This is a genomic window from Mesobacillus subterraneus, assembly GCF_000934845.1.
GTDB classification, from domain to species: Bacteria; Bacillota; Bacilli; order Bacillales; family Cytobacillaceae; genus Mesobacillus; species Mesobacillus stamsii.
Genome location: NZ_JXIQ01000033.1, coordinates 1 through 24,734, shown reverse-complemented (window position 1 = coordinate 24,734; position 24,734 = coordinate 1). Strand labels below are relative to the sequence as shown.

22 protein-coding genes and 1 tRNA gene are annotated in these 24,734 nt (G+C 42.6%); 20 read left to right on the top strand and 3 right to left on the bottom strand.

Annotated elements, in window-relative coordinates:
- The first annotated feature begins 12 nt into the window (after nt 1-12).
- The 20 genes from UB32_RS05885 to rlmH all read left to right on the top strand — a co-directional run bounded on the left by UB32_RS05885 (nt 13) and on the right by rlmH (nt 21,740).
- On the top strand, nt 13-2,013 hold the full coding sequence (locus UB32_RS05885) for a molybdopterin-dependent oxidoreductase (protein ID WP_044392025.1): 2,001 nt from the start codon (nt 13-15) through the stop codon (nt 2,011-2,013).
- A gap of 588 nt (nt 2,014-2,601) precedes the next feature.
- The gene (gene ychF / locus UB32_RS05880; protein ID WP_044392024.1) at nt 2,602-3,702 is read left to right on the top strand and encodes a redox-regulated ATPase YchF; all 1,101 of its coding nucleotides are present in this window, start codon (nt 2,602-2,604) and stop codon (nt 3,700-3,702) included.
- Nucleotides 3,703-3,886: 184 nt separating this feature from the next.
- Nucleotides 3,887-4,174 (top strand): 30S ribosomal protein S6, encoded by a 288-nt coding sequence (rpsF, locus tag UB32_RS05875; protein ID WP_044392023.1) that lies wholly within the window; start codon nt 3,887-3,889, stop codon nt 4,172-4,174.
- Between the two features lie 77 nt (nt 4,175-4,251).
- Entirely contained in the window at nt 4,252-4,743 is a 492-nt protein-coding gene (gene ssb, locus UB32_RS05870; protein ID WP_044392022.1) for a single-stranded DNA-binding protein, read from the top strand.
- Between the two features lie 54 nt (nt 4,744-4,797).
- Entirely contained in the window at nt 4,798-5,034 is a 237-nt protein-coding gene (rpsR, locus tag UB32_RS05865; protein WP_044392053.1) for a 30S ribosomal protein S18, read from the top strand.
- A gap of 206 nt (nt 5,035-5,240) precedes the next feature.
- The gene (locus UB32_RS05860) at nt 5,241-6,182 is read left to right on the top strand and encodes a YybS family protein (protein ID WP_044392021.1); all 942 of its coding nucleotides are present in this window, start codon (nt 5,241-5,243) and stop codon (nt 6,180-6,182) included.
- A 30-nt stretch (nt 6,183-6,212) separates the two neighbouring features.
- Nucleotides 6,213-8,186, top strand: a complete 1,974-nt coding sequence (locus UB32_RS05855; protein WP_044392020.1) for a DHH family phosphoesterase — start codon at nt 6,213-6,215, stop codon at nt 8,184-8,186.
- Complete coding sequence (rplI, locus tag UB32_RS05850; protein ID WP_044392019.1) at nt 8,183-8,632, top strand: 50S ribosomal protein L9; 450 nt, start codon at nt 8,183-8,185, stop codon at nt 8,630-8,632. The genes UB32_RS05855 and rplI overlap by 4 nt, the downstream gene beginning before the upstream one ends.
- 112 nt (nt 8,633-8,744) lie before the next feature.
- Complete coding sequence (dnaB, locus tag UB32_RS05845) at nt 8,745-10,112, top strand: replicative DNA helicase (protein ID WP_044392018.1); 1,368 nt, start codon at nt 8,745-8,747, stop codon at nt 10,110-10,112.
- 189 nt (nt 10,113-10,301) lie between these two features.
- A complete protein-coding gene (locus UB32_RS05840; protein ID WP_044392017.1) occupies nt 10,302-11,591 on the top strand; it encodes an adenylosuccinate synthase in 1,290 nt (429 codons plus the stop codon).
- A gap of 210 nt (nt 11,592-11,801) precedes the next feature.
- A tRNA-Phe gene (locus UB32_RS05835) sits at nt 11,802-11,874 on the top strand.
- Nucleotides 11,875-12,257: 383 nt separating this feature from the next.
- The gene (locus tag UB32_RS05830) at nt 12,258-13,748 is read left to right on the top strand and encodes a M23 family metallopeptidase (RefSeq protein WP_044392016.1); all 1,491 of its coding nucleotides are present in this window, start codon (nt 12,258-12,260) and stop codon (nt 13,746-13,748) included.
- A gap of 306 nt (nt 13,749-14,054) precedes the next feature.
- Nucleotides 14,055-14,765, top strand: a complete 711-nt coding sequence (gene yycF, locus UB32_RS05825) for a response regulator YycF (protein ID WP_044392015.1) — start codon at nt 14,055-14,057, stop codon at nt 14,763-14,765.
- Between the two features lie 8 nt (nt 14,766-14,773).
- The gene (walK, locus tag UB32_RS05820; protein WP_044392014.1) at nt 14,774-16,603 is read left to right on the top strand and encodes a cell wall metabolism sensor histidine kinase WalK; all 1,830 of its coding nucleotides are present in this window, start codon (nt 14,774-14,776) and stop codon (nt 16,601-16,603) included.
- Nucleotides 16,600-17,904: a YycH family regulatory protein gene (locus UB32_RS05815; protein WP_044392013.1), complete on the top strand. Its 1,305-nt coding sequence runs from the start codon at nt 16,600-16,602 to the stop codon at nt 17,902-17,904. The genes walK and UB32_RS05815 overlap by 4 nt, the downstream gene beginning before the upstream one ends.
- Nucleotides 17,891-18,685: a two-component system regulatory protein YycI gene (locus UB32_RS05810; protein WP_044392012.1), complete on the top strand. Its 795-nt coding sequence runs from the start codon at nt 17,891-17,893 to the stop codon at nt 18,683-18,685. Before UB32_RS05815 ends, UB32_RS05810 begins: the two co-directional genes overlap by 14 nt.
- A gap of 6 nt (nt 18,686-18,691) precedes the next feature.
- Entirely contained in the window at nt 18,692-19,486 is a 795-nt protein-coding gene (locus tag UB32_RS05805; protein WP_044392011.1) for an MBL fold metallo-hydrolase, read from the top strand.
- 163 nt (nt 19,487-19,649) lie between these two features.
- A complete protein-coding gene (locus UB32_RS05800; RefSeq protein WP_044392010.1) occupies nt 19,650-20,882 on the top strand; it encodes a S1C family serine protease in 1,233 nt (410 codons plus the stop codon).
- 127 nt (nt 20,883-21,009) lie between these two features.
- Entirely contained in the window at nt 21,010-21,171 is a 162-nt protein-coding gene (locus UB32_RS19330; RefSeq protein WP_084221732.1) for a CxxH/CxxC protein, read from the top strand.
- Nucleotides 21,172-21,260: 89 nt separating this feature from the next.
- Nucleotides 21,261-21,740: a 23S rRNA (pseudouridine(1915)-N(3))-methyltransferase RlmH gene (rlmH, locus tag UB32_RS05795; RefSeq protein WP_044392009.1), complete on the top strand. Its 480-nt coding sequence runs from the start codon at nt 21,261-21,263 to the stop codon at nt 21,738-21,740.
- A gap of 84 nt (nt 21,741-21,824) precedes the next feature.
- Here the strand turns inward: rlmH and UB32_RS05790 are convergent, their stop codons facing one another.
- The 3 genes from UB32_RS05790 to UB32_RS05780 all read right to left on the bottom strand — a co-directional run.
- The gene (locus UB32_RS05790) at nt 21,825-23,033 is read right to left on the bottom strand and encodes a helix-turn-helix domain-containing protein (protein ID WP_044392008.1); all 1,209 of its coding nucleotides are present in this window, start codon (nt 23,031-23,033) and stop codon (nt 21,825-21,827) included.
- A 36-nt stretch (nt 23,034-23,069) separates the two neighbouring features.
- Nucleotides 23,070-23,825, bottom strand: a complete 756-nt coding sequence (locus UB32_RS05785) for a hypothetical protein (protein ID WP_044392007.1) — start codon at nt 23,823-23,825, stop codon at nt 23,070-23,072.
- 332 nt (nt 23,826-24,157) lie between these two features.
- Nucleotides 24,158-24,734: transposase (locus UB32_RS05780; protein WP_044392005.1), on the bottom strand; the 577-nt coding region annotated here is incomplete at its 5' end.

Genomic DNA, 24,734 nt, shown 5'->3' with positions numbered 1-24,734 from the left:
GGGGATGAGAAAATGGCACAAATTTATCATTCAGCATGTCCATTGAATTGCTGGGACAGCTGCGGATTCCTTGTTACCGTGGAAGACGGCAAAGTAACAAAGGTCGAGGGCAATCCGGACCACCCGATTACTCAGGGGAAAATATGCGGGCGCGGCAGGATGCTGGAGAACAGGGCGAATTCAGCAGATCGCTTGCTTTATCCACTGAAAAAAATCGACGGCAATTTCCAACAGATTTCCTGGGAGCAGGCATTGGATGAAATTGCAGAAAAATTGGCTTATTATAAAGAAAGCTTTGGAACCACTTCCGTTTTGCATAGCCATGATTATGCTAACAGTGGTTTGCTCTCCAATCTTGACAGCCGCTTTTTTCATCTTTATGGCGGTGTAACGGAATTGACTGGCTCCATTTGCTGGGGAGCCGGAATTGAAGCCCAGAATTGGGATTTTGGCGATTCCCACAGCCATGCACCAGAAGATTTGTCGAACAGCAAGCATATCGTCATTTGGGGCAGGAATATTGCTCGTACAAATATGCATCTTTTTCAAAGCTTGCAGTCTGTGAAAAAGCAAGGCGCCAAAATTTATGTAATTGACCCGATTTTTAACGCAACTGCGAAGATTGCGAATGAATATATCTCAATCAAACCGGGATTTGATGGATTTTTAGCTGCTGGTATTATGAAAGAATTGCTGAGGATGGAAGGACATGATGAGAAGTTTTTGGCAGCTCATACAGTTGGCTTCGAGGATGTAAAGACATTGCTCGATAGTGTATCACTGGACTATATTAGTGAAGTGACTGAAGTGCCGATTGCGTTGATCACTCAGCTTGCAGAAGTATATGCAGACCGTCCGGTTTCAACGATCATCGGGCTTGGGATGCAGCGGTATGAAAATGGAGGCAATACAATCAGGCTGATCGACGCTCTCGTTGCAGTCAGCGGCAACATAGGCATTCCCGGCGGCGGAGCCAACTATGCGAACAAGCAGGTTGGGCAAAATTTTGACTATCAGAACTTGACTATACCAGAGCGAAAAAGTTCGGCCCGCACTTTTACAATGATGAGGCAGGCAGAGGAGATTCTGACCGCTATGGATCCTCCAATAAAAATGGGAATCGTCACGTGTGGAAATCCGCTGACACAGGTGCCAGACACAAATAGAGTACGACAAGCCTTTGAGTCATTAGAAACGTTAGTAGTCATCGACCAGTTTAGGACCGATACGGCAGAACTTGCTGATTATGTTTTGCCAGCTGCCACTGCCTTTGAAGCAGAAGATGTTTTCTTTTCATCGATGTACCATCAGTATGTGAATCACGGTCCGAAGCTGGTTGAACCACCTGGAGAAGCAAAGCCGGACGCCTGGATTTGGGCGGAACTGGCCACAAGATTAGGCTTCGGTTTGGAATTTGATTTTACAAGAGAAGAATTCTTGAAAATGGGACTCGTTTCCATGTCGAAGAAGGGAGTTACGCTCGAGAAAATTCGTGCGGATAAATTTGCCGAACTGCCTATCGAGGAGGTTCCGTGGGCCAATCGTAAATTCAAGACGCCAAGCGGCAAATATGAATTCACTTCATCTGCCGTTCCTGACGGCCGGATCAAGCTGTCGCTGCCAGCGGAAACAAAGTGGGCCAAACCCGAGCTGGCGGGAAAATATCCCTACAGCTTGCTGACGATCCATCCGCTCCGTTCCAACCACTCGCAGCATTTCCAGCTATTTCAGCCAGAACCTTATGTGAAAGTGGAGATTGCTAAAAGTGTGGCTGCTGAAAAGGGGTTGAAGGATCAGGACTATGTTCGAGTTTGGAATGATAGAGGCGAAATCCATGGTACGGTGTCGATCCTCAAAACAGCCCATCCAGGGACGATCAATATTGACGAAGGCTTGAGCGCCCGATTCGGCGGAACCGCCAACCAGCTAACATCAAGCAGGGTATCAGACAACGGACTTGGAAGCAGTCTATATGATTGCCTTGTTACGATTGAAAAAGTGGAAAAAGAGTGATGACTGTACTGCCGCACTTTGTGAGTGCGGCGTTTCTTTTCGAGAGAATAGAATAATGCCCATTTAAAAAAAGCTGGAAAGGGATCCTAAACGCGGAAATGAGCCCTTTTGCAGGCCTTTGCTCCGCTATAAGGGTACTATTCAGGAGGAAAGATGCCCTTATGAAGGCCTTTGCTCCGCTATAAGGGTACTATTCAGGAGGAAAGATACCCTTATGCAGGCCAAAGTTCAGCTATAAGGGTACCATTCAGGGTGAAAGATGCCCTTATGCAGGCCTTTGCTTCGCTATAAGGGTACTATTCAGGAGGAAAGATACCCTTATGCAGGCCTTTGCTCCGCTATAAGCGGTACCATTCAGGCGAAAAGATGCCCTTATGAAGACCTTTGCTCCGATATAAGGGTATCATTCAGGCCAAAAGTCAAAAAGCCAATTGCACGACACTAAGGCAGCCCACACGATGTGGGGCTTCAGTGCTTTCTTACAAGCTTGTTTTTTCCCCCTGTAATCTCTATAATTGTGGGAGGAAAAAATCGTTTAGGTGATTATTACTTGAATAGATACATTTTTAAAATAGAGGAGTGACATGGATGGCTTTAACAGCAGGTATTGTTGGACTTCCTAACGTCGGCAAGTCAACATTGTTCAATGCAATTACACAGGCTGGTGCTGAATCAGCCAACTACCCGTTCTGTACAATCGACCCGAATGTTGGAATCGTTGAGGTTCCTGATCATCGTTTAACGAAATTAACTGAATTGGTTCAGCCGAAAAAGACCGTGCCGACTGCTTTTGAATTCACTGATATCGCCGGTATCGTAAAAGGAGCGAGCAAGGGGGAAGGGCTTGGGAATAAATTTCTTTCACATATCCGCCAGGTAGATGCGATTTGTCAGGTTGTCCGCTGCTTTGCGGATGACAATATCACTCACGTTGCAGGGAAAGTAGACCCTTTATCCGATATAGAAGTCATCAACTTGGAATTGATCCTGGCTGACATGGAATCTGTCGAAAAAAGAATCAGCCGAGTCGAGAAATTGGCTAAGCAAAAGGATAAGGAAGCGGCTATTGAATTTCCGATTTTGACACGTCTGCGTGAAGCTTTTGAAGCAGAACAGCCAGCTCGTGCGATAGAATTTACCGAAGAAGAAATGAAAGTGGTTAAGTACCTTCATCTATTAACAATTAAGCCAATGCTTTATGTTGCCAACGTCGGCGAAGAAGATCTCGCCAATCCTAGTGGCAATAAGTATGTTCAACAGGTTCGTGAGTTCGCAGAAAAGGACAATGCGGAAGTAATTGTCATCAGTGCGCGGATTGAGGAAGAAATTGCTGAGCTAGAAGGCGAAGAAAAGAAAATGTTTCTTGAAGAGCTTGGCATCGAAGAGTCTGGTCTTGACCAGCTGATCCGGAAAGCATACAGTCTACTTGGGTTGGCTACCTATTTCACAGCCGGCGTCCAAGAAGTGCGCGCATGGACTTTCCGCCGCGGCATGAAAGCACCTCAGTGCGCCGGCGTTATTCACTCAGACTTCGAGCGAGGATTCATCCGTGCCGAAACCGTCCATTATGATGACCTTCTTGCAGCTGGATCGATGAATGCTGCTAAGGAAGCAGGCAAGGTTCGTCTTGAAGGCAAAGAATATGAAGTAAAAGATGGAGATATCATCCACTTCCGCTTCAATGTATAAAATCACAATAGCGAAAAATAGTTTGGACAAAAAAACGAACATATGTTAGTATTTGATTATAGGATTCTTTTCCTATTGCATTGCTTTTGAATAGGTTCTGTGCTATAATTCCATCTTGTGAGTAATTAAACAATTACTCCTTGCCCTGTCATGGGGCCGTTTAGACCAAAAGGAGGTGACAGTGATGAGAAAGTACGAAATTATGTACATCATCCGCCCAAGCATTGAAGAGGAAGCTAAAAAGGCTCTTACCGAGCGTTTCAGCACAATCCTTACAGACAATGGTGCGGAGATTGCAGAAGCTAAGGAATGGGGCAAACGCCGTCTAGCTTATGAAATCAATGATTTCCGTGATGGCTACTACCAGCTTGTTAAGGTAAGTGCTACTCCGGCAGCAGTGGAGGAATTCTCCCGTCTTGCTAAAATCAATGAAGATATCATTCGCCATATCGTTATTAAAGAAGAAGAATAAAAATGTTTTTAATATAAAACTTTCAGCAGAAAATGTTTCACGTGGAACATCCAAGCTGGGGGAAGGAGTTGATTCTGATGATGAATCGTGTCGTTCTTGTCGGCCGTTTGACCAAGGATCCTGAATTACGTTTCACACCAAATGGAGTTGCAGTTGCTACTTTCACGCTTGCGGTAAATCGTTCATTTACCAACCAGCAGGGGGAGAGGGAAGCAGACTTTATTCAATGTGTAGTATGGCGCCGTCCAGCTGAAAATGTTGCCAACTTCTTAAAGAAGGGCAATCTTGCAGGTGTAGACGGTCGCATTCAGACGCGCAGCTATGAAGGACAAGATGGTAAGCGTGTATACGTTACAGAAGTTCAGGCTGAGAGTGTTCAGTTCCTTGAGCCAAAAGGACAGTCCTCAGATAAAGGGACCAGCAGTGGCAGTTATCCCCGTCAAAATGATCAAGATTCTCCGTATGGGAATCAGAATCAACGCCAAAACCAAAGTTATACAAAAGTAGATGAAGATCCATTTGCAGGTGGCGGCCAAATCGACATTTCAGATGACGATCTTCCGTTTTAAATAATGCGGACATGAACTATATTACAATGGAGAAGGAGGGAAATAACCATGGCAATGGGTGGACGCAGAGGCGGACGTGCAAAACGCCGTAAAGTTTGCTACTTCACAGCAAACGGAATCACTAAGATTGATTATAAAGATACCGATCTTCTTAAAAAATTCATCTCTGAGCGCGGCAAAATTTTACCACGTCGTGTAACAGGAACAAGCGCTAAATATCAGCGTAAATTGACAGTGGCTATCAAACGCGCTCGTCAAATGGCTTTACTTCCATATGTTTCAGGTGAATAAAGAGCGGATTTTAAAGGCAGTGGGGCTTCCCGCTGCCTTTTCTAATACCGTTCCCGTTATATGGCGTATCGTTTGCTTGTCTGTCCTTTACAGGCTACAATAGTTCTTATCGGTTAATGGTCTTGCTCGGTTCAGCCTGGTGATTCTTTTGAGATCGCTTGAGTACTGTCAAAGCAGACTAGAATGCTTTTCTTATGAGGTGAAACATGAAAAATACATACAAGCTGACAGAGGGAGCCATCCTGTTAGCAATTTTTGCTGTTTTGTTGTTAATTACTTTGTATATTCCTGGCTTGGGGATGATCGTCAATTTCTTTCTTGCCTTGCCGTTTCTGATGTTCGCATCAAAGCATGACTGGAAAAGCACGGCTGTCTTTACGCTTGCGGCTGTTTTGCTATCGATGATTCTTGGTTCGTTTCTGGCGATTCCGCTCGCGTTGGCATATGGTACGACAGGCGCCGTCATGGGGTACTTGGTGAGGGAAGGAAAAAGCAGATTTGCTGTTTATATCGCTGGATCCATTGTGTTTCTTGTCAATTTAGTAGCACAATATGCTTTGTCGATTGTTTTATTTAATATAAATTTTATTGATGAAATGGTGACAGTGTTCCGTTCGTCTGTGGACCAGGCGGTGAAAATGCTGGAACAAATGAATCAGACACCAGATGAGAAACTGATAAACCAATTCGACTCAATGGTTGATATGATAGAAGTACTTATGCCAAGCATGTTCGTCATGTCCTCCTTTTTAATCGTATTCCTGCTGCAGCTTGCTTCCTTTCCGTTCATGAAACGGTTTGGCATTAAGGTGCCCGGATGGCGGCCGTTACGGGAGTTAAATCTGCCGAAAAGCATTCTATGGTATTATTTGATTACGATGATCGTTGCACTGGTAATGCAGCCTGTACAAGGAAGCTATTGGTTCTGGGTGATTTCCAATCTAACGTTCATTTTGCAAATGCTGATGGTCCTTCAGGGGATTGCCTTCATTTTTTATTTCACACAGATAAAAGGGTATCCGAGAGCCGTTCCGATTATCGTAGTTGTCCTTGTGTTCCTCCTTCCGTTTGTTCTTTATATTGTGAGGATATTAGGTATAATGGACTTAGGTTTTGATTTAAGAAAACGTCTAGGAGAGAAGAAGTAATCAGAAACTAACGCTTTAGGAGCTGAGCACATGCCTTCTTATTTAGAGAGGCGGCAAATACGTTATCCATTGTATGGATTGATGGCCGTAACACTGGTGCTAATTGGATTTCTGTCTTTCTATAACTGGATTATAGGGGCTGCAGGGTTCATTCTCACTGGCCTGTTTGTTTATTTGATTTTTCAAGTGAACCATAAAATAAAGGAAGAAACAGAGGAATATATTTCTACCCTATCGTACCGCGTAAAAAAAGTCGGCGAAGAAGCTTTGATGGAAATGCCGATTGGGATCATGCTGATTAATGATGACTATTATATCGAGTGGACCAATCCTTTCATCGCTTCTTGTTTCCATGAAGATTCGCTAGTCGGAAAGTCCTTGTATGATGTAGCAGATGCCGTTATTCCCTTGATTAAGCAAGAGGTGGAAACGGAGATCATCTCCCTGCATGATCGGAAATTCAAGATCATTCATAAGCCGGAGGAACGGCTGCTCTATTTTTTTGATGTGACCGAGCAGGCAGAAATCGAAAAACTGTATCATGATGAGCGGACGGTCATTTCGATTATCTATTTAGATAATTATGATGAAGTGACCCAGGGGATGGATGATCAGACAAAAAGCAGTCTAAACAGCGTGGTTACCTCTATTTTAAATAAGTGGGCGACCAATAATGGTGTTTTTCTCAAAAGGGTTTCGTCGGAGCGTTTTATTGCCGTGTTTAATGAACATATCCTCCGGCTGTTGGAAAAGGGCAAATTCACCATCCTGGATGAGGTAAGGGAGACGACAGCAAAGCAAAATGTTCCGTTAACCCTTAGTATTGGTGTCGGCACTGGCTATTCCTCCCTTCCTGAACTTGGTTCACAGGCACAATCCAGTTTAGACCTAGCTTTAGGTCGTGGCGGAGACCAGGTGGCAATTAAACAACCTAATGGGAAGGTCAAATTTTATGGAGGCAAGACCAATCCAGTTGAAAAGCGAACGAGGGTAAGGGCACGAGTCATTTCCCATGCGCTGAAGGAATTGGTTATCGAAAGCGACAAAGTCTTGATTATGGGCCACAAGAATCCAGATATGGATGCAATTGGTTCAGCGATCGGGATTCTTAAAGTAGCACAAATGAACAACCATGAAGGGTTTATCATTTATAATAAAAATGAAATGGATACAGGAGTCCAGCGCCTGATGGATGAGATTAAACAGAACGAGGAGCTTTACTCTCGTTTCATCTCGCCGGAACAGGCATATGAAATCGTCACGGATGACACATTGCTTGTCGTTGTCGATACTCATAAGCCGTCAATGGTGATAGATGAGAAGCTATTGAACCAGATAGAGAATGTCATTGTCATCGACCACCATCGCAGGGGCGAGGAGTTCATCAAAAATCCGCTGCTTGTCTACATGGAGCCTTATGCTTCCTCGACAGCAGAACTCGTTACAGAATTGCTTGAATACCAGCCGAAGAATGGAAGAATCCAGATGCTTGAAGCAACGGCTTTGCTGGCTGGGATTATCGTGGATACGAAAAGCTTCACCTTAAGGACGGGAGCGCGGACATTTGATGCTGCTTCCTATTTGCGCAGCCATGGAGCAGATACGATTCTCGTGCAAAAGTTTTTAAAAGAAGATATCCGTACTTATATTAAAAGAGCAAGAATTATTGAAAATGTTTATTTTTACCGTGACGGAATTGTGATTGCAAAAGGCTCAGATGATATTCGATCTGATCATGTTCTAATTGCCCAAGCAGCAGACATCCTTTTGACGATGGAGGGGGTACAGGCGTCCTTCGTTTTATCCCGCAGAGTCGAAGACACGATTGGCATCAGCGCTAGATCATTAGGGGAAGTCAATGTCCAGATTATCATGGAAAGTCTGGATGGCGGCGGGCATTTGAGCAATGCTGCTACGCAATTAGCTGATCTTTCAATCGACGAGGCAGAATCACTTTTACAACATGCGATAGATGATTATTTAGAAGGGGGACAAAAAGAATGAAAGTAATATTTTTGAAAGACGTGAAAGGAAAAGGCAAAAAAGGCGAAATCAAAAACGTGGCGGACGGCTATGCTCATAACTTCCTAATCAAGCAGGGACTGGCTGTCGAAGCCAATCAGGCTGCTATGAGTTCCCTTAACGCCCAAGCGAAGAAAGAAGAGAAACAGTCGCAGCAGGAGCTTGAGGATGCGAAGGAATTGAAGGAAAAGCTGGAAAAAGTAACGGTTGAACTAACGGCGAAGTCTGGCGAAGACGGCCGTCTTTTCGGCTCCATTACAAGCAAGCAAATTGCTGATGAATTGCAAAAGGCCCACAGCATCAAGCTTGATAAACGTAAAATGGAAATGCAGGATGCCATCCGCACACTTGGTTATACAAAGGTTCCTGTAAAGCTTCACAAGGAAGTTCAAGCAACATTGAATGTCCATGTAAAAGAAGGAAAATAATTGACAGTTCCATATCGACCGAAACATGATAAACTAATATAGTTACAGAAATAGGTGATCGGTTTTGCTGATCACTTTTTTCCGTTTGAGTAATTTGTAAGGGGGCTGGCAGATGAGTGAATTATTCGCGGATCGACTTCCGCCGCAAAATATAGAAGCGGAACAAGCCGTAATTGGTGCAATCTTTTTAGAGCCATCCGCTTTAACTCTTGCTTCAGAAATGCTGTTACCCGAAGATTTTTACCGAGTGGCACACCAGAAAATATTCAGCGTCATGCTGGATTTGAACGATAAAGGAAAAGCAATCGACCTCGTAACTGTTACGGAAAACCTAGCATCTTCCAAACTGATTGAGGATGTCGGAGGGGTCAGCTATCTCAGTGAATTGGCGGCATCCGTCCCGACGGCAGCCAACATAGAGTATTATGCTAGAATCGTAGAAGAAAAATCGCTGTTGAGAAGGCTGATTCGTACCGCTTCAGGGATTGCCGAAGATGGCTATATGCGGGAAGATGAAGTCGAAGCCTTGTTGGCCGAAGCGGAAAAGAACATTATGGAGGTTGCCCAGCGCAAGGGCGGAGGCTCCTTTCACAATATAAAAGATGTCCTAGTCAGAACGTACGATAATATCGAGGAAATGCATAACCGCAAAGGGGATATCACCGGTCTGGAAACGGGTTTTACGGAGCTTGATCGAATGACCGCTGGTTTTCAGCGAAATGACCTGATCATCGTCGGAGCTCGTCCTTCTGTCGGGAAGACGGCGTTCGCCCTGAACGTTGCCCAGAATGTTGCCAAAAAAACAGGCGAGAATGTGGCGATTTTTAGTTTGGAGATGGGTGCAGAACAGCTTGTCATGCGTGTACTTTGTGCGGAAGGAAATATTGATGCGCAGAGGCTGCGGACCGGTTCCCTGAATGATGAAGATTGGGGCAAGCTGACGATGGCAATGGGCAGTCTGTCGAATGTAGGGATTTTCATTGATGACAGTCCATCACTCAGAATTGCGGATATCCGTTCTAAATGCCGCCGTCTTAAGCAAGAGCAGGGACTTGGCATGATCCTGATCGATTACCTGCAACTGATCCTTGGCAGCGGTCGAGCCGGCGAAAACCGCCAGCAGGAAGTATCGGAAATCTCCCGTTCCCTCAAGCAGCTTGCCCGCGAGCTACAAGTACCTGTGATCGCGTTGTCTCAGCTGTCCCGTGGCGTGGAACAACGCCAGGACAAGCGGCCGATGATGTCCGATATTCGTGAATCCGGATCGATTGAGCAGGATGCCGATATCGTTGCCTTTCTGTATCGGGATGATTACTATGACAAAGAATCTGAGGATAAGAATATTATTGAAATCATTATTGCCAAGCAGCGTAACGGCCCAGTTGGAACGGTCAAGCTCGCCTTTGTAAAAGAATATAATAAATTCGTCAATATAGAGAACCGATATGACGAATCGTATGCTCCCCCAGGGGGAAAATGAGAATGGACCAGATTTGGTTGATTCTCTTTTTTTTAGATGGAGATTTTACTTAGGTAAAAATTTATACGAACAAATGAAAGATAATTTAAAATTAATGTTCGTGTTTTATTGACTTTTTCCCGGAATTACTGGTAAACTTTATATGTTTGAAACCGAAAATACCATATTACCTTTGGAGGTGCTTTTTATATGACATCAGTAGTAGTAGTTGGAACACAATGGGGAGATGAAGGAAAGGGAAAAATCACAGATTTCCTTTCAGAAAATGCCGAAGTAATTGCCCGTTACCAGGGAGGAAACAACGCAGGCCATACGATCAAGTTCAATGGGGAAACATATAAACTGCATTTGATTCCATCCGGAATTTTTTATAAAGAGAAAATCAGCGTGATCGGGAACGGAATGGTTGTCGATCCGAAAGCACTAGTTCAGGAACTTGCCTATCTTCACGAGAAAGCAGTGTCCACTGACAATCTCCGGATCAGCAATCGTGCCCATGTTATTCTGCCTTACCATTTGAAGCTGGATGAAGTGGAAGAGGCAAGCAAGGGTGCCAATAAGATCGGCACTACAAAAAAAGGAATTGGCCCAGCTTATATGGACAAGGCTGCCCGTATCGGAATCAGGATTGCTGACTTGTTAGACCGTGAAGTATTCGAAGAAAAACTTACCCGAAATCTTGAAGAAAAAAATCGCCTGTTTGAACGCATTTATGAAACGGAAGGCTTCAAGCTGGAGGATATTTTGGAAGAGTATTACGAATATGGCCAGCAAATAAAGCATTATGTTGTCGACACATCTGTCGTGTTAAATGACGCCTTGGATGAAGGCCGCCGAGTGCTGTTTGAAGGTGCACAGGGGGTAATGCTTGATATCGACCAGGGTACCTATCCGTTCGTTACATCTTCCAATCCCGTCGCTGGCGGTGTGACAATTGGGTCTGGAGTGGGACCAACGAAAATCACCCATATTGTTGGGGTGTCAAAGGCTTATACGACGCGCGTTGGCGATGGCCCTTTCCCAACCGAACTGGACAATGAAATTGGGAATCGGATTCGAGAAGTAGGCCGTGAATACGGAACAACTACTGGACGACCGCGCCGTGTTGGCTGGTTTGACAGTGTCGTCGTCCGCCACGCTCGCCGTGTCAGCGGAATAACAGATTTATCTTTAAACTCCATCGATGTTCTGACTGGTATTGAAACGCTGAAAATTTGTGTAGCTTATCGTTATAAAGGGGAATTGATCGAAGAATTTCCTGCAAGCCTAAAAGCACTTGCTGAGTGTGATCCTGTCTATGAAGAACTTCCGGGCTGGACTGAAGACATCACTAGTGTGAAATCACTCGATGAACTCCCGGAAAATGCAAGGCATTATCTTGAACGAATCTCTCAGCTGACTGGGATTCCGCTATCTATCTTTTCCGTCGGCCCAGACCGCACCCAGACAAATACTGTGCGCAGCCCTTGGAGATCTTAATTTAACGAGATACAGCCCCTGGCCATGCAGTCGGGGGCTTATTTGTGAACGAAGTACAGGTAGTTCCTAGTCGCAGCATGGCCAGCAAGCTGATTTGGTACAAAAAAATGCAACTTTTAGCAAAAAAACATGTACAAGCGACAAACTGCTATGGTATTATAAGCAATGTTGTCACGTATTCGACAAAAAACGATGATTTTAATAAATTTTGGCTCAGTAGCTCAGTCGGTAGAGCAAAGGACTGAAAATCCTTGTGTCGGCGGTTCGATTCCGTCCTGAGCCATTAAAAAAGGGAGCGTGTCTAATGACATGCTCTCTTTTTTGTAATCTATTTGTAATAAACTCTGTAATTTTCCTATTTTTAACCTGGCTATGATGGATTGAATAGGTGGCTGCATGAATTTTTACCCAAAAGTAGGGGGATATCTTGTTATCGCTAGACTTTCGGCTTGTTATTCGACTAGAAAATAGGAAAATAGATCGATATCGAATGGAATTTGTCTGACAAAAAACGTAATAAAATGTCAGCTATTATACAATTTTGTTACATATTGAAGACTTATCACTCTAGCGATACATAATATGGTAAAGTATAAAGGTGCAATTATCAGAAAATAGTTATATAGAACTAGACTAATAGTGTTTGACCGTTGTAGGAGGATCAGGATGAGAAATTTAAAACATAGGCTGTCCAATCTTGCCGGCAAAACATCTAATGGGATGAAGCCGGCAATAAAAAAGTCGATCATGGCTGGGGTTACTATAGCTGCATTGTCATTTAGTGCGGGAAATGCAGCACACGCGGCAGAAACGAAATTAACAACAACGACCGTATTTTATGTGTATGTAAATGATAGCTTTGTAGGAATGGTAGCAGACAAAACTCAAGTCGAAAACTTGGTAGAAGCCGAATTAGCAGCTGCTAAGAAGAATTATGCGAACCTGGTAGTCGATCTAGGAATGAATGTCTCGTATATTCCTGAGCAGGTGTTTAGTTCTGACACGAATACCAACACAAATGATGTAATCACAGAACTTAAGAATCAGATCCATGTCCAGGCCGAAGCTTCGGCTGTCATGATCGATAACAAACCAGTTGCTTACTTAAAAGACAAGGCAGCAGCTGAAAAAGTTCTCGATACTTTACTGCTTGAATACATTACGGAAGAAGAATTAGCAGCAGTGAAGAGCAGAGAAACTGCTCCTACTCTCCCATTACCCGATGGGAAAGAAAAGGAAACCCGTATAGTAGACGTTAATTTCTCTAAGGAAGTTTCACAGTCAGCAGAAAAAATTGCTCCTGAGAAGATCCTCCCTATCGAGAAAGCTGTTGAACTTCTTAAAAAAGGGACGCTTAAAGAACAGAAGTATCAGGTTCAAGAAGGAGATGTATTGGGAACCATTGCAAGTGACCATAATCTAAAGCTTGCCCAATTGCTTTCCTTAAATAAAGGGTTGAACGAAAATTCCATTCTCAAGCCTGGTCAAGAAATAAATGTAACAGTTTTAAAGCCTTTCGTTGATGTTGTCGTCCATCGTCAAGTATATGCTAAGGAAGAAATAGCTTTTAAAAAAGAGGTCATAGAAGATCCTACCATGCCTAAGGGCGACACGAAGAAGAAGCAGGAGGGCAAAGTTGGGATCAAGGGTATGACCTACTCGCTGACAGAGCAAAATGGCAAGACAATCAAGAAGGAAGTCCTCAAAGAAACAGTCCTTGAGGAACCTGTGACTGAAATCATTAGGAAGGGAACGAAAGTTATCCCTTCTCGTGGAGATGGAACTTTTGCATGGCCGACAAATGGCGGTTATATTTCTAGCCGTCAAGGCTACCGATGGAGCAGGCTGCACAAAGGAATTGATATCGCTAGGCCAAGCAATTACACCATTAAGGCAGCAGATAATGGAACAGTCGTTTATGCTGGCAATAGCGGCGATGGATATGGCAATAAAATCATCGTCGATCATAATAACGGCTATCGCACCTTGTATGCTCACCTTGCATCGATCTCGGTAAATGTAGGCCAGACAGTTTCGCGCGGTTCGAAAATCGGGGTCATGGGCAGAACAGGCAATTCAACTGGTATCCATCTTCATTTTGAAGTACATCAAAATGGGAAGATCATTGACCCGTTATCCAAAGTAAATCGAAATTAAGATTTTACAAAAGTCTCTAGCCAAACTAGAGACTTTTTTGATGTTTAGGTAATTATAAAATTATTTAGTTGTGGGAAATTACTTGTTTTCTTAATCCAGCTCCAGCGCCTAGCCACTCGAGTCGCTTTCGCTGTTTGTTTTTCTGGGGAAGATTGGTGCGATTGGGAAGAGAAGCAGAAAAATCGTATAATAGAAAAAATATCGTTTTTCGCTGATTTACAGTAAAATAGAAAAGATAACAATTTTAAAAAAAGAGAAGCGCTTTTATATAAGAATGATAATTTGGTGGAAAAAGGAGAATGTCGTATGGAGAAGAAAATTTTGGTTGTTGATGATGAGAAGCCAATTGCAGACATCCTGCAGTTCAATTTAAAAAAAGAGGGGTATGATGTTTACTGTGCATACGATGGGAATCAAGCAGTGGAGATGGTAGAGGAGATTCAGCCTGATTTGATTCTGCTTGATATTATGCTTCCGATGCTTGATGGCATGGAAGTCTGCCGTGAAGTCCGCAAGAAATTTGAAATGCCGATCATCATGCTGACGGCTAAGGATTCCGAAATCGATAAAGTTCTCGGCTTAGAGCTTGGTGCAGATGATTATGTTACGAAGCCGTTCAGCACGAGGGAATTGATTGCCAGGGTAAAAGCAAACCTGCGCCGCCATCAAGCGAATGCCGTAAAAGAAAATGAGCAGGAAGAATCAAATGAAATTAGCGTCGGTTCTTTGACCATCCATCCCGATGCTTATGTTGTCTCGAAGCGGGGAGAAACAATTGAATTGACACACCGTGAATTTGAATTGCTCCATTATCTTGCCAAGCATATTGGACAAGTCATGACGAGAGAGCATTTGCTGCAAACCGTTTGGGGCTATGATTATTACGGAGATGTGCGGACAGTGGATGTAACTGTTAGACGACTTCGCGAAAAAATCGAAGATAATCCTAGTCATCCGATGTGGATCGTGACCAGACGAGGAGTTGGCTATTATTTAAGAAACTCTGAGCAGGAGTAAGAATAGGGATGAAAAAAGTAGGCTTTTTTCGCTCGATCCACCTGAAATTTGTGCTTATATATGTGCTGCTTATTCTCGTAGCGATGCAGATTATTGGTGTTTACTTTGTCCGACAGCTTGAGACGACACTAATGACCAATTACCAAGATTCCGTGAAATCCCGTGTGGACCTGCTGGTGTATGATATTCAGGAAGAAATGGTAAAGGAACGCGGGAAGGAAGACCCGACGAAAGAGGAAGCAATTAGACAGGTATTGCAAGACTATAACAAGGCATCCGATATCTCGGAAATTCGCGTGATTGATGGAAGCAGTTTTAAAATATTGGGAACATCCAGCTCTAGCAATAGCGGGTTGGTAGGGCAGAGAACTCCTGATGTAAACATAAAACGGTCGATCATCTTTGAAGCAGATGAAGACGTCATCCAACTGGATCCGAAAACAGGGAAAAGAGTTTGGGTGCTGTCTACTCCAATCATGCATAACAGTGAAGCGATCGGCGCTGTCTATCTTGTAGCTAGAATTGATGACATTTTTAACCAAATGAATGACATTAATAAAATCCTTGCTACAGGGACAGCAATTGCCCTTATTTTTACAGCTATTTTAGGTGTGCTGCTAGCACAGACGATTACCAGGCCGATTTCCGATATGCGCAAACAGGCGCTGGCGATGACGCGCGGCAATTTTTCCAGAAAGGTAAAAGTGTATGGCTATGATGAAATTGGTCAGCTGGCGATCACTTTTAACAACCTGACGAAAAAGCTGCAGGAAGCACAGGCAACTACTGAAGGGGAGAAAAGAAAGCTCAGCTCCGTTATTTCCTATATGACGGATGGTGTCCTTTCAACCGATCGGAAAGGGCGGATCATCCTGATCAATGATCCAGCTGCACAAATGCTTGGTGTTTCACGTGAAACAGTCCTTTCACAACCGTTGGTTTCGATTCTTGGTCTAGATGAAAACTATAGCTTTGAGGATCTGCTGCAGGAGAAGGAATCCATCATTTTGGATTACAGTACGAAAAGCAAGCCATTCATCCTTCGTGCGAATTTTTCGGTTATCCAGAAGGAAAGCGGCTTTGTAAATGGATTAATTGCGGTCCTTTATGATATTACCGAACAGGAAAAAATTGATATGGAAAGACGCGAATTCGTAGCAAATGTATCCCATGAATTACGCACCCCGTTGACTACAATGCGCAGTTATCTGGAAGCCTTGGCGGATGGCGCCTGGCGCGATGAAGAAATTGCCCCTAACTTCCTGGAGACAACCAGAGGAGAAACAGAGCGGATGATCCGGCTTGTCAACGATTTGCTGCAGCTGTCTAAGCTGGACAGTGTGGATTACCGTCTTACTAAAGAATGGGTTGACTTCCCGGTGTTTTTTAACCGGATCATTGACCGGTTTGAAATGACGAAGGAACAAAATGTAGCTTTCAAAAGAAACATACCAAGCGATGCTATTTTTGTAGAAATAGACGAAGACAAAATCACTCAAGTGCTGGATAATATCATCTCCAATGCAATGAAATATTCACCTGAAGGCGGGACGATTACCTTCGAGGTGAAGGAATTGGAGGAGCAGATTGTTGCAAGTATCTCAGATGAAGGTGTCGGGATTCCTAAGGATAATCTCGAGAAAATTTTTGACCGTTTCTACCGCGTCGATAAAGCCAGAACACGAAAACTTGGCGGAACCGGACTTGGACTGGCGATTGCCAAAGAAATGGTCAATGCCCATGGGGGAAGAATTTGGGCGGAAAGTGTGGAAGGCAAGGGAACAACTGTTCAATTCACTCTACCTTATGACCGAAATGCAGAGGATGATTGGTCATGACATATGAAAATATAAAATCTGGTATGTTAACCTTTCTGGTAGTATTGAGTGGGATTTTAACCTGGAATATATGGACCTACCAGCCGGACTATGAATTAGTTACTAATCACAAAACGGTGGAAGAAGTAAATATTGCAACCCAGAAGGATCTCAAGAAGATCGTCAAGCCGCATCAGATCATTTATCAAGTAGACGGCAAGCAATTTGGGTCGGTGGATAATGCCTATATCGATGGGATTATTGGGGTCATCACCAAATGGAAGTACTTTGATGTCGGAAAGTATCCTGGCCGGGTGGCCGATTTTACCGAGGAAATCAACCAAGGACACAACACGGAAATAATTTTCCCGGATGAAGTGCCGATTGATCTTTATAAAAGGGTATTAAATATTAGCGAAAAGGATATTCCGAAATTTGATTTCGACCGGATCATCATCAATTCGGAGACACAGCAAAAGCAGGAGGGCATTGTTTATTTTTACTCGCAAAAAAACCAGGAAGTCTATGTCAGTCCAACCTATATCAATGATTTTACGGACAAATACTATGATTCTGCTAAAAAACTGACTCCCTATTTCCTATATCCTGTTTCTGATACTAAGAAAATCTATCTGCCAACGGAAAAAGTCGACATGGTCATGCACACCTATTATCAAAATCCGTTAGATTCAGACCAGTTTAAGGATGCGCTGTTCACGGATCCAAGCTTTGTACAGCGCAGTGTAGGAGAAGGGGTTGAGGAGTATACCGATGATGCAAGCAAAATGATCGTGGATACAGAAACAAATATGATCAATTATGTAAATCCGGTCCGCAATGGGGATTCGGTCATTGGAACCACAAATGTCCTGCAAAAGAGCATTGAATTTGTCAATGGGCATGGTGGCTGGACGGAATCGTACCGATACGTGTATAAGGATGATTTTAACCAGAATGTCCTTTTCCGTCTTTACAGCAAGGAAGGATACCCCGTATTTAACCAAATGGGGATGTCCGAAATTTATCAGCAATGGCGGCAGTCAGAAATCAGCCGCTATGTACGGCCAGGCTTTCATCTGGAGCTTCCATTGAATCCGGATGTGGAAACAAAGACATTGCCTTCGGGACAAGAGGCGGTAGAATATTTACAGCATAAAAAGGATTTCAAACCGGAACTTCTGGAAAATATGATGCCGGGATATTATCTGACTCAAGGAACGGAGAATTCAGTGATCTTGCTGGAGCCAGGCTGGTTTTACCTGTACGACCAGGAGTGGCGTCAGCTGATCTGGGAGGAGGAATTGAATAATGGATTGGAGTAGAATCAAGACAATCTTTATTCTGACTTTCCTCGTCCTCGATGTATACCTCGTATACCAGTTCATCAATACGAGGGATGCTGCCCAATATGAAATTCCAAAGGAAACGACACTGGAAGAAAAACTGAAGAATGATGATATTAGCTATGTGGAAGTTCCTGAGGCAAAAAATAAAGAACAATACCTTAGTGTAAGAGCAAAGGTATTCACCGCTGAAGACATGGAAAAGTTCAAGGGGCAGTCCATCAGTCTTGGGGATGGCACATCGATTGAGGCTAAACTTGATAAGCGGTGGCAATTAACGGGCAACTTCGAGCCTGCTGATCTTTCTGCCTTTCTGAAGGCGAATATTTTTGCGGGGGACCAGTATAAGTTCTGGAGTAAAAACGATGAGGCTGGGACCATTACGTATTATCAGGAATACGAAAATAAAACGTTTTACTATAACAGTAATGCAAAATTGACCTTCTTTTTAAATGAAGACCAGGAAGTGACTTCGTACCGACAGACATATTTGGAGATCGTGGACGAGCTTTCCGAGGCAGAGGAATTGCTTCCGCCGCTCAGGGCTGTGGACACGCTCTATAAAAAAGGGTTATTAAAACCTAAGAGTAAAATTACAGACTTTGAGTTGGGGTATTCCACACTCGTTTCCCTGACAGCTTCCCATGTGGTGACACCAACGTGGAGGATTGAAGTCAATGGCAAGGAAAACATGTTTGTACATGCATTCGAAGGTCGGGTCATCCCGTTGACAGACGGAGAAAATAATACAACGGAGTGAAGAGAAATGAGTTTGCATTTTAGTGTTCTCGCCAGCGGGAGTACGGGAAATGCGATCTATGTGGAGACGGAGGGCCAATCCTTTTTAGTGGATGCCGGATTGAGCGGCAAACAGATGGAGGGTTTATTCAAAGAAATCGGCCGTGAAATGAAAGACCTCTCTGGAATATTAGTGACGCATGAACATAGCGATCATATAAAAGGCATAGGAATCGTTGCCCGTAAATATAAACTGCCAATCTATGCGAATGAAAAGACATGGAAAGCAATGGACGGATTAATTGGCGAAATTCCGTTAGACCAAAAGTTTTCTTTTGCGATGGAGACGGTGAAAACCTTTGGCGGATTGGATATTGAATCCTTCGGCGTTTCACATGACGCTGCTGAGCCGATGTTTTATGTATTCCATAAAGAAGGGAAAAAATTGGCGCTTGTAACGGACACAGGTTACGTCAGCGACAGGATGAAGGGAATCATTTCAAATGCGGACGCGTATGTATTTGAAAGCAATCATGACGTGCAGATGCTGAGAATGGGCAGATATCCATGGAGCGTGAAACGCCGTATCTTAAGCGATTACGGCCATGTATCAAACGAGGATGCTGCAGTGGCAATGAGCGAAGTCGCAGGAGATCAAACCAAACGGATTTACCTTGCCCATTTGAGCAAGGATAACAATATGAAGGACCTTGCAAGAATGGCAGTCACGCAAACATTGGAGGGCCAGGGAATCATTGTAGGAGAACAGTTCGATTTGATGGACACGGATCCAAAAACTCCAACCCCTTTGACCGCCATTTAACGCGTTTAGAAGAATAGATTTTCAGGGAAAGGAGTAAGGTACAACCATACTCCTTTTTCGATTGTAAAAAAGAGCTCATATTTAGAAATTATCCTGTCTGGTTGTATAATATATGGTATACAAAACAATTGTAGCTATTGGTTAATGAAAGGGTTGGTGAACTATGGGATATTACGATGATCAAGATTATCAAGGTCGGTATAAACCGCAAAACAGCAGGAAAGGCGGCTTCTTCTGGGCCAGCCTCGCAGGCGCAGTGATTGGGGCGTTAATGGTGATTTTCTCCATCCCCTTGTTATCGAATTTGGATGTGCTGCCCTATAAAATTGAACCAAATAATCAATCAGCTGTAATAGAACAGCCGCAGGACAAAAATGAAGACATCACCGCGAAAAAAACAGTTTCGATCGATGTTACGACCCAAATTACCGATGCGGTTGACAAGGCCGGGGATGCGGTTGTCGGGATTACGAATATCCAAGAAAGTACGAGCTTCTGGGGACAAGCACAGGAGTCAGGCGGAACAGGATCGGGTGTTGTTTACAAAAAGGCTGGAGATAAAGCCTATATAGTCACGAATCACCATGTTGTGGCAGATGCTTCAGAGCTTGAGGTCAGCCTTAGCGACGGGACAAAAATCCCGGCAAAACTTTTAGGAAGCGATATTTGGACGGATCTGGCGGTGTTGGAGGTGCCAGCTGAGCAAATCAAGGTCGTAGCTGAGTTTGGAAATTCCGAAAAACTAAAGCCTGGTGAACCAGTGATTGCAATCGGAAACCCGCTTGGACTTACCTTCTCAGGATCGGTTACCCAAGGAATTATCTCTGGATTGGAACGGGCCATCCCAGTGGATGTAAATCAGGACGGAACACCTGACTGGCAAGCTGAGGTGCTCCAGACAGATGCAGCCATCAATCCGGGCAATAGTGGTGGTGCTTTAATCAATATTGAGGGTCAAGTAATTGGAATTAACTCGATGAAAATTGCCCAGAGTGCTGTAGAAGGAATTGGATTGTCCATTCCCATCAATTATGCAGCTCCTATCATTGATGACCTTGAGAAGACCGGGGAAGTGAAAAGGCCATTCATGGGCGTCGAACTCGCCTCTGTTAATGAAATTTCAGCCTATCACCAACAGAACACTTTGAAGCTTCCTAAGGAAGTCAATTTTGGCGTCGCGATCAGAGCCGTAGAGCCGAATTCTCCGGCAGACAAGGCAGGTATGAAGGAATTGGACGTCATCATTGAAATGGATGGAGAAGAAATCCGCGACGTTGTCGATTTGCGCAAGCATCTGTATAACAAAAAGAAGGTCGGCGACGATATGCAGGTTAAATACTACCGAAATGGCAAGCTGCAAGAAACAACTATGAAGCTGGGTGGAGAAACATTATAGCTGTTGTGATGAAAAAACAGGAGGCAGACGCTTCCTGTTTTTGTGCTAAAATAGTCTTTGTCGATCATTAAAAATCAGAATTAACAAATGATAAGGATAGAGAAAATAAACGGAAAGGATGAGGAATATGAAGTATTGCTGCGCGGATCATGTCGAGTTAGCACTGGATGAAGCAGTAGATGAATTTGAAGTAGCACCCCGATTAACGAAACTGGAGGCTGTTGATAAGTCAACGTTTCCCTGTGGATACTGTGGACAACCTGCAATATATATTGTGGCGAACGAATGATCTCCTACTAAATGTGGATAGTGCTGTGAATATGTGGATAACTATTGTTAATAGATTGTTTGTAAACTGTTTGTAAAGTGAGGATGCCTGTGAATATCTCAATCATAACGGTAGGAAAACTGAAAGAAAAATACCTCAAACAAGGAATCGCGGAATACATAAAGCGGCTTGGAAGCTACGCAAAAGTAGAAGTAATCGAACTCCCAGACGAAAAGGCACCCGAAGAATTAAGCGAAATCGAAAAAAACCAAGTCAAGCAAAAAGAAGGCGAGCGAATCCTAGCCAAAATTGGCCAAGATACCCATGTCATCGCCCTGGCCATCAACGGCAAACAAAGATCATCCGAAGAACTCGCAGACAATCTCGATAAGCTAGCCACCTACGGAAAAAGCAAAATTGCCTTTATCATCGGCGGATCACTAGGACTCAGCGAGGAAGTTTTAAAAAGAGCAGATGAACAACTATCCTTCTCAAAAATGACATTCCCGCACCAACTAATGCGCTTGATCCTCGTAGAACAAATTTATCGGGCTTTTAGGATAAATCGGGGGGAACCGTATCATAAGTAGTGGTAAACCAACCCTAATGTAATAATAGAATTATTAAAAAGAAAGGTAAACTTTAAAGTCGAAGTTTACCTTTCTTAATTTGACTTACTTATCTTTTCCGGAGATACGTATCGGTAAGTCTGTAACATTCTCAAGTCCGAAATCTTGTTTACTAATTAAATATTTACTAAAGAAGTTCGGGTCAATTCCTGTCATCCGATGGAAAAAAGAAAGATCTACTTTCCAATCGTTTTCAATCATGTGACGAATATCTATAAGCCCTTTTTTTGAAACTAGATCAATTATTGATTTTACCTTCATCGGTTTCTGCAGAGGTATAATTTCATCTAGTGGTTCTTTTTTTAAATAATCCTTTCGATGAAGTGCTGCATAAAAGTTCCGATGATTTTTTGGTTCAATAATTCCCAGTTTGGCGGCCCTGAATCCTAATACTTGTAACGAGGTACTCCATTTCTTTTTTAAGTCGATGTAAGCATCTGGATTAGTAATATGGAGTAAGTCTTTCATGTCATTTTTGAACTCTTCCTCAGGTAAAAGGAAGATACCTGCAAAAATATTTGCCTCATTTTCTATTATCTTATGCTCCTTACGATCCAGGCTAGTGAACTCAAGACGGTAGTGAAGTAGTAAATGACCTAGCTCATGAGCAATATCAAAGTTTCTTCGAACAGCTGAACGCTTCAAATTTCCTAATATTATGTAGGGACGTTCATTATTGGTCCATAAGCTATAAGCATCAATTTCATCACCAATTGCCTTTTCAAAAACAAACACGCCACTTTTCTCGACTAGAAACATCAAGTCCTCATTGGTGTCATTCCTAAACCCAAGTTTTTTTCGAGCTAGTTCAGCGATTTTTTCAATTTGAACCAACCTACTGTCATCTGAAGTATTTAAGTATTTAATTACTTCATCTCTTAACTGAATAATTTTCATGGTGGGGTATCTTACTTTAGCCGTTATATAGTCAACAAAAGTATCTAAATACTCTATATGCTTGGCTTCCGCCTGGGTTTTTGAGACGACATTTACAACCTTTGAACGGTAAGCGATATTCATCATATTCACATTTCCTGGGTTCATCTTTTTCATCAGAATGTCATTAGTATAGAAGTATTTATTTTTCACATTGAAAATATGCTTTAATTCGTTAATAACTTGCATTTTTGGTGAGGTGTAATTGTTTTCATACTGCCAAACTGCCTGTTCTGTTACGCCTATCATATCAGAGAGCTGTTTTCTAGAGTACCCATGCATGATCCGGAGATTGGTTAGATTTTCACCAATAAACATGCCGCTCCCTCCTTAATTAAATCAATTATTTCTCATTTATTCATTTTGTTGCTCTTCTTCAAGAATTCCAATGTCGAATGCTGCTGGATCCATGAGATCATCATTTGCTTCTGGCGCAACTACTTCACGGTCCTCTTCTGTCAAATCTGCTCCAGAAATATAACTTGAAAGGTTTTCCACTAGGTAAGCTACATTATCTTGTGGATTCGGTAGATAATGAATAATTTCAGATATCTGATATGCCTCATCAAGACCATACGTGAGTATATGAAATTCATTATAGGATGTTCTGAAGTGGTCTAGTTCTTCTTTTACTTGCTTTTCTTGAACTAAAAATAACGAAAGTTGTTCATAGTGTTTATAAGACACTTCTTCTGATTGTTGATGATGGGAAGAAAATGATAAGTCTTTATTAATTTTAGATAATTCATGAAGGTAAGTTCGGAGGCGGCCGCTCCTATTGCCACTAGTAGGTAGTATTGCCTGCGAAAAGCACTTTTCATTAAAATAGGCAGCATTTTTTATCAGAAAGAGAATTTTAGTATCACCATGGATAAACTGGAGATAGTCCCATGTTAGACCTGCTTTAGACTTCTTGTATGTGAAACCATGATTAATACACTCTTCTGCCACTTTGCTTTCAATAAAATTCCCTTTAGTCCATGCAAAGGCAGAGCTAATTTTCATCTTATCTCTTCGATCTTTTCGATGCTCAATATATTCACGATAACCTTCAACTATAGCCTCGACAATCATTTTATTGTGTTCTGAACTAAATTGGTATTGATCCATTTCCACCATCACTCCCATTCATGAATTAAACATCTAAATCTATTTTAAACGATAATGGGGAGGCGGGGAATGATTTTTTATGATTTTTTTAAAGTTTGATGAAGTATTTGTAGGATTATTATAGTATAGCCTGAATTATTCATACCTTCTTTAAATCCGTACACTTACTTGGAAATAAATTACATTTCTTTCGTCTTTTTAAGGAAAAATCGTCTTTTCACTTGAGGATGCAAGTCTTACCTAAATTAAGGAAATAAAAATACCTATTTTAGGCAGACTACCCCCTTGGAAGGTAAAATATTTTTAAAAATTTCCACATAGTCAACTCTGAACTATTCTATTTGTAGTGTCTTGATTCTATTAAGCACTTTCCAAAAGAATTCCTGATAGACAAAACTGGAAGACAATTTGAAGTAGAGAGATCGTCCTGACTTTACTAATTTACTTGCCACCTTAATGATCCGAGTACGAATAGTCTGGATTTGCATATTCTTGTGTTCTGGTGGAAACGGAAGTGTTCGAAGCCAATTCGTTAAGTTGTAAGCCAAAAGGCTCAACATCATCTTCACTTCGTTCACTTGAAACGAATGACTATTCATTTGATCTAACCTGAAACCATTCTTGGCCTCCTTGATATAGTTCTCCATCGTCCCTCTTTTTTGGTAAGCTCGGACGATATCTTTTGGAGAAAATGCGACTTCAACATTGGTCACGAAAAAGGAGTGGACAAAGAATAATTCACAAGCTGGACGTACCGATTGGATGATCACCTTTCTAGCTTTAGACCATGACTTCGCTTGATAAACCGTTTCTTCAAAATGACATTCTGTTTTTGTGATATCCGTTGGTGTAGAAGATGGATGGTATTCTTTCGCAATTTGTTGTAACCTGGATTCCCGAGATGTATAA

Bases quoted from the DNA above. Each gene is read 5' to 3' on its own strand.
- dnaB (WP_044392018.1), top strand. From the start codon at position 8,745: ATGAGTGAATTATTCGCGGATCGACTTCCGCCGCAAAATATAGAAGCG.
- UB32_RS05785 (WP_044392007.1), bottom strand. From the start codon at position 23,825: ATGGATCAATACCAATTTAGTTCAGAACACAATAAAATGATTGTCGAG.
- rpsF (WP_044392023.1), top strand. From the start codon at position 3,887: ATGAGAAAGTACGAAATTATGTACATCATCCGCCCAAGCATTGAAGAG.
- UB32_RS05860 (WP_044392021.1), top strand. From the start codon at position 5,241: ATGAAAAATACATACAAGCTGACAGAGGGAGCCATCCTGTTAGCAATT.
- walK (WP_044392014.1), top strand. From the start codon at position 14,774: ATGAAAAAAGTAGGCTTTTTTCGCTCGATCCACCTGAAATTTGTGCTT.
- UB32_RS05815 (WP_044392013.1), top strand. From the start codon at position 16,600: ATGACATATGAAAATATAAAATCTGGTATGTTAACCTTTCTGGTAGTA.
- ychF (WP_044392024.1), top strand. From the start codon at position 2,602: ATGGCTTTAACAGCAGGTATTGTTGGACTTCCTAACGTCGGCAAGTCA.
- rplI (WP_044392019.1), top strand. From the start codon at position 8,183: ATGAAAGTAATATTTTTGAAAGACGTGAAAGGAAAAGGCAAAAAAGGC.
- UB32_RS19330 (WP_084221732.1), top strand. From the start codon at position 21,010: ATGAAGTATTGCTGCGCGGATCATGTCGAGTTAGCACTGGATGAAGCA.
- yycF (WP_044392015.1), top strand. From the start codon at position 14,055: ATGGAGAAGAAAATTTTGGTTGTTGATGATGAGAAGCCAATTGCAGAC.
- UB32_RS05805 (WP_044392011.1), top strand. From the start codon at position 18,692: ATGAGTTTGCATTTTAGTGTTCTCGCCAGCGGGAGTACGGGAAATGCG.
- UB32_RS05855 (WP_044392020.1), top strand. From the start codon at position 6,213: ATGCCTTCTTATTTAGAGAGGCGGCAAATACGTTATCCATTGTATGGA.
- UB32_RS05840 (WP_044392017.1), top strand. From the start codon at position 10,302: ATGACATCAGTAGTAGTAGTTGGAACACAATGGGGAGATGAAGGAAAG.
- UB32_RS05885 (WP_044392025.1), top strand. From the start codon at position 13: ATGGCACAAATTTATCATTCAGCATGTCCATTGAATTGCTGGGACAGC.
- UB32_RS05800 (WP_044392010.1), top strand. From the start codon at position 19,650: ATGGGATATTACGATGATCAAGATTATCAAGGTCGGTATAAACCGCAA.
- rpsR (WP_044392053.1), top strand. From the start codon at position 4,798: ATGGGTGGACGCAGAGGCGGACGTGCAAAACGCCGTAAAGTTTGCTAC.
- UB32_RS05790 (WP_044392008.1), bottom strand. From the start codon at position 23,033: ATGTTTATTGGTGAAAATCTAACCAATCTCCGGATCATGCATGGGTAC.
- UB32_RS05810 (WP_044392012.1), top strand. From the start codon at position 17,891: ATGGATTGGAGTAGAATCAAGACAATCTTTATTCTGACTTTCCTCGTC.
- ssb (WP_044392022.1), top strand. From the start codon at position 4,252: ATGATGAATCGTGTCGTTCTTGTCGGCCGTTTGACCAAGGATCCTGAA.
- UB32_RS05830 (WP_044392016.1), top strand. From the start codon at position 12,258: ATGAGAAATTTAAAACATAGGCTGTCCAATCTTGCCGGCAAAACATCT.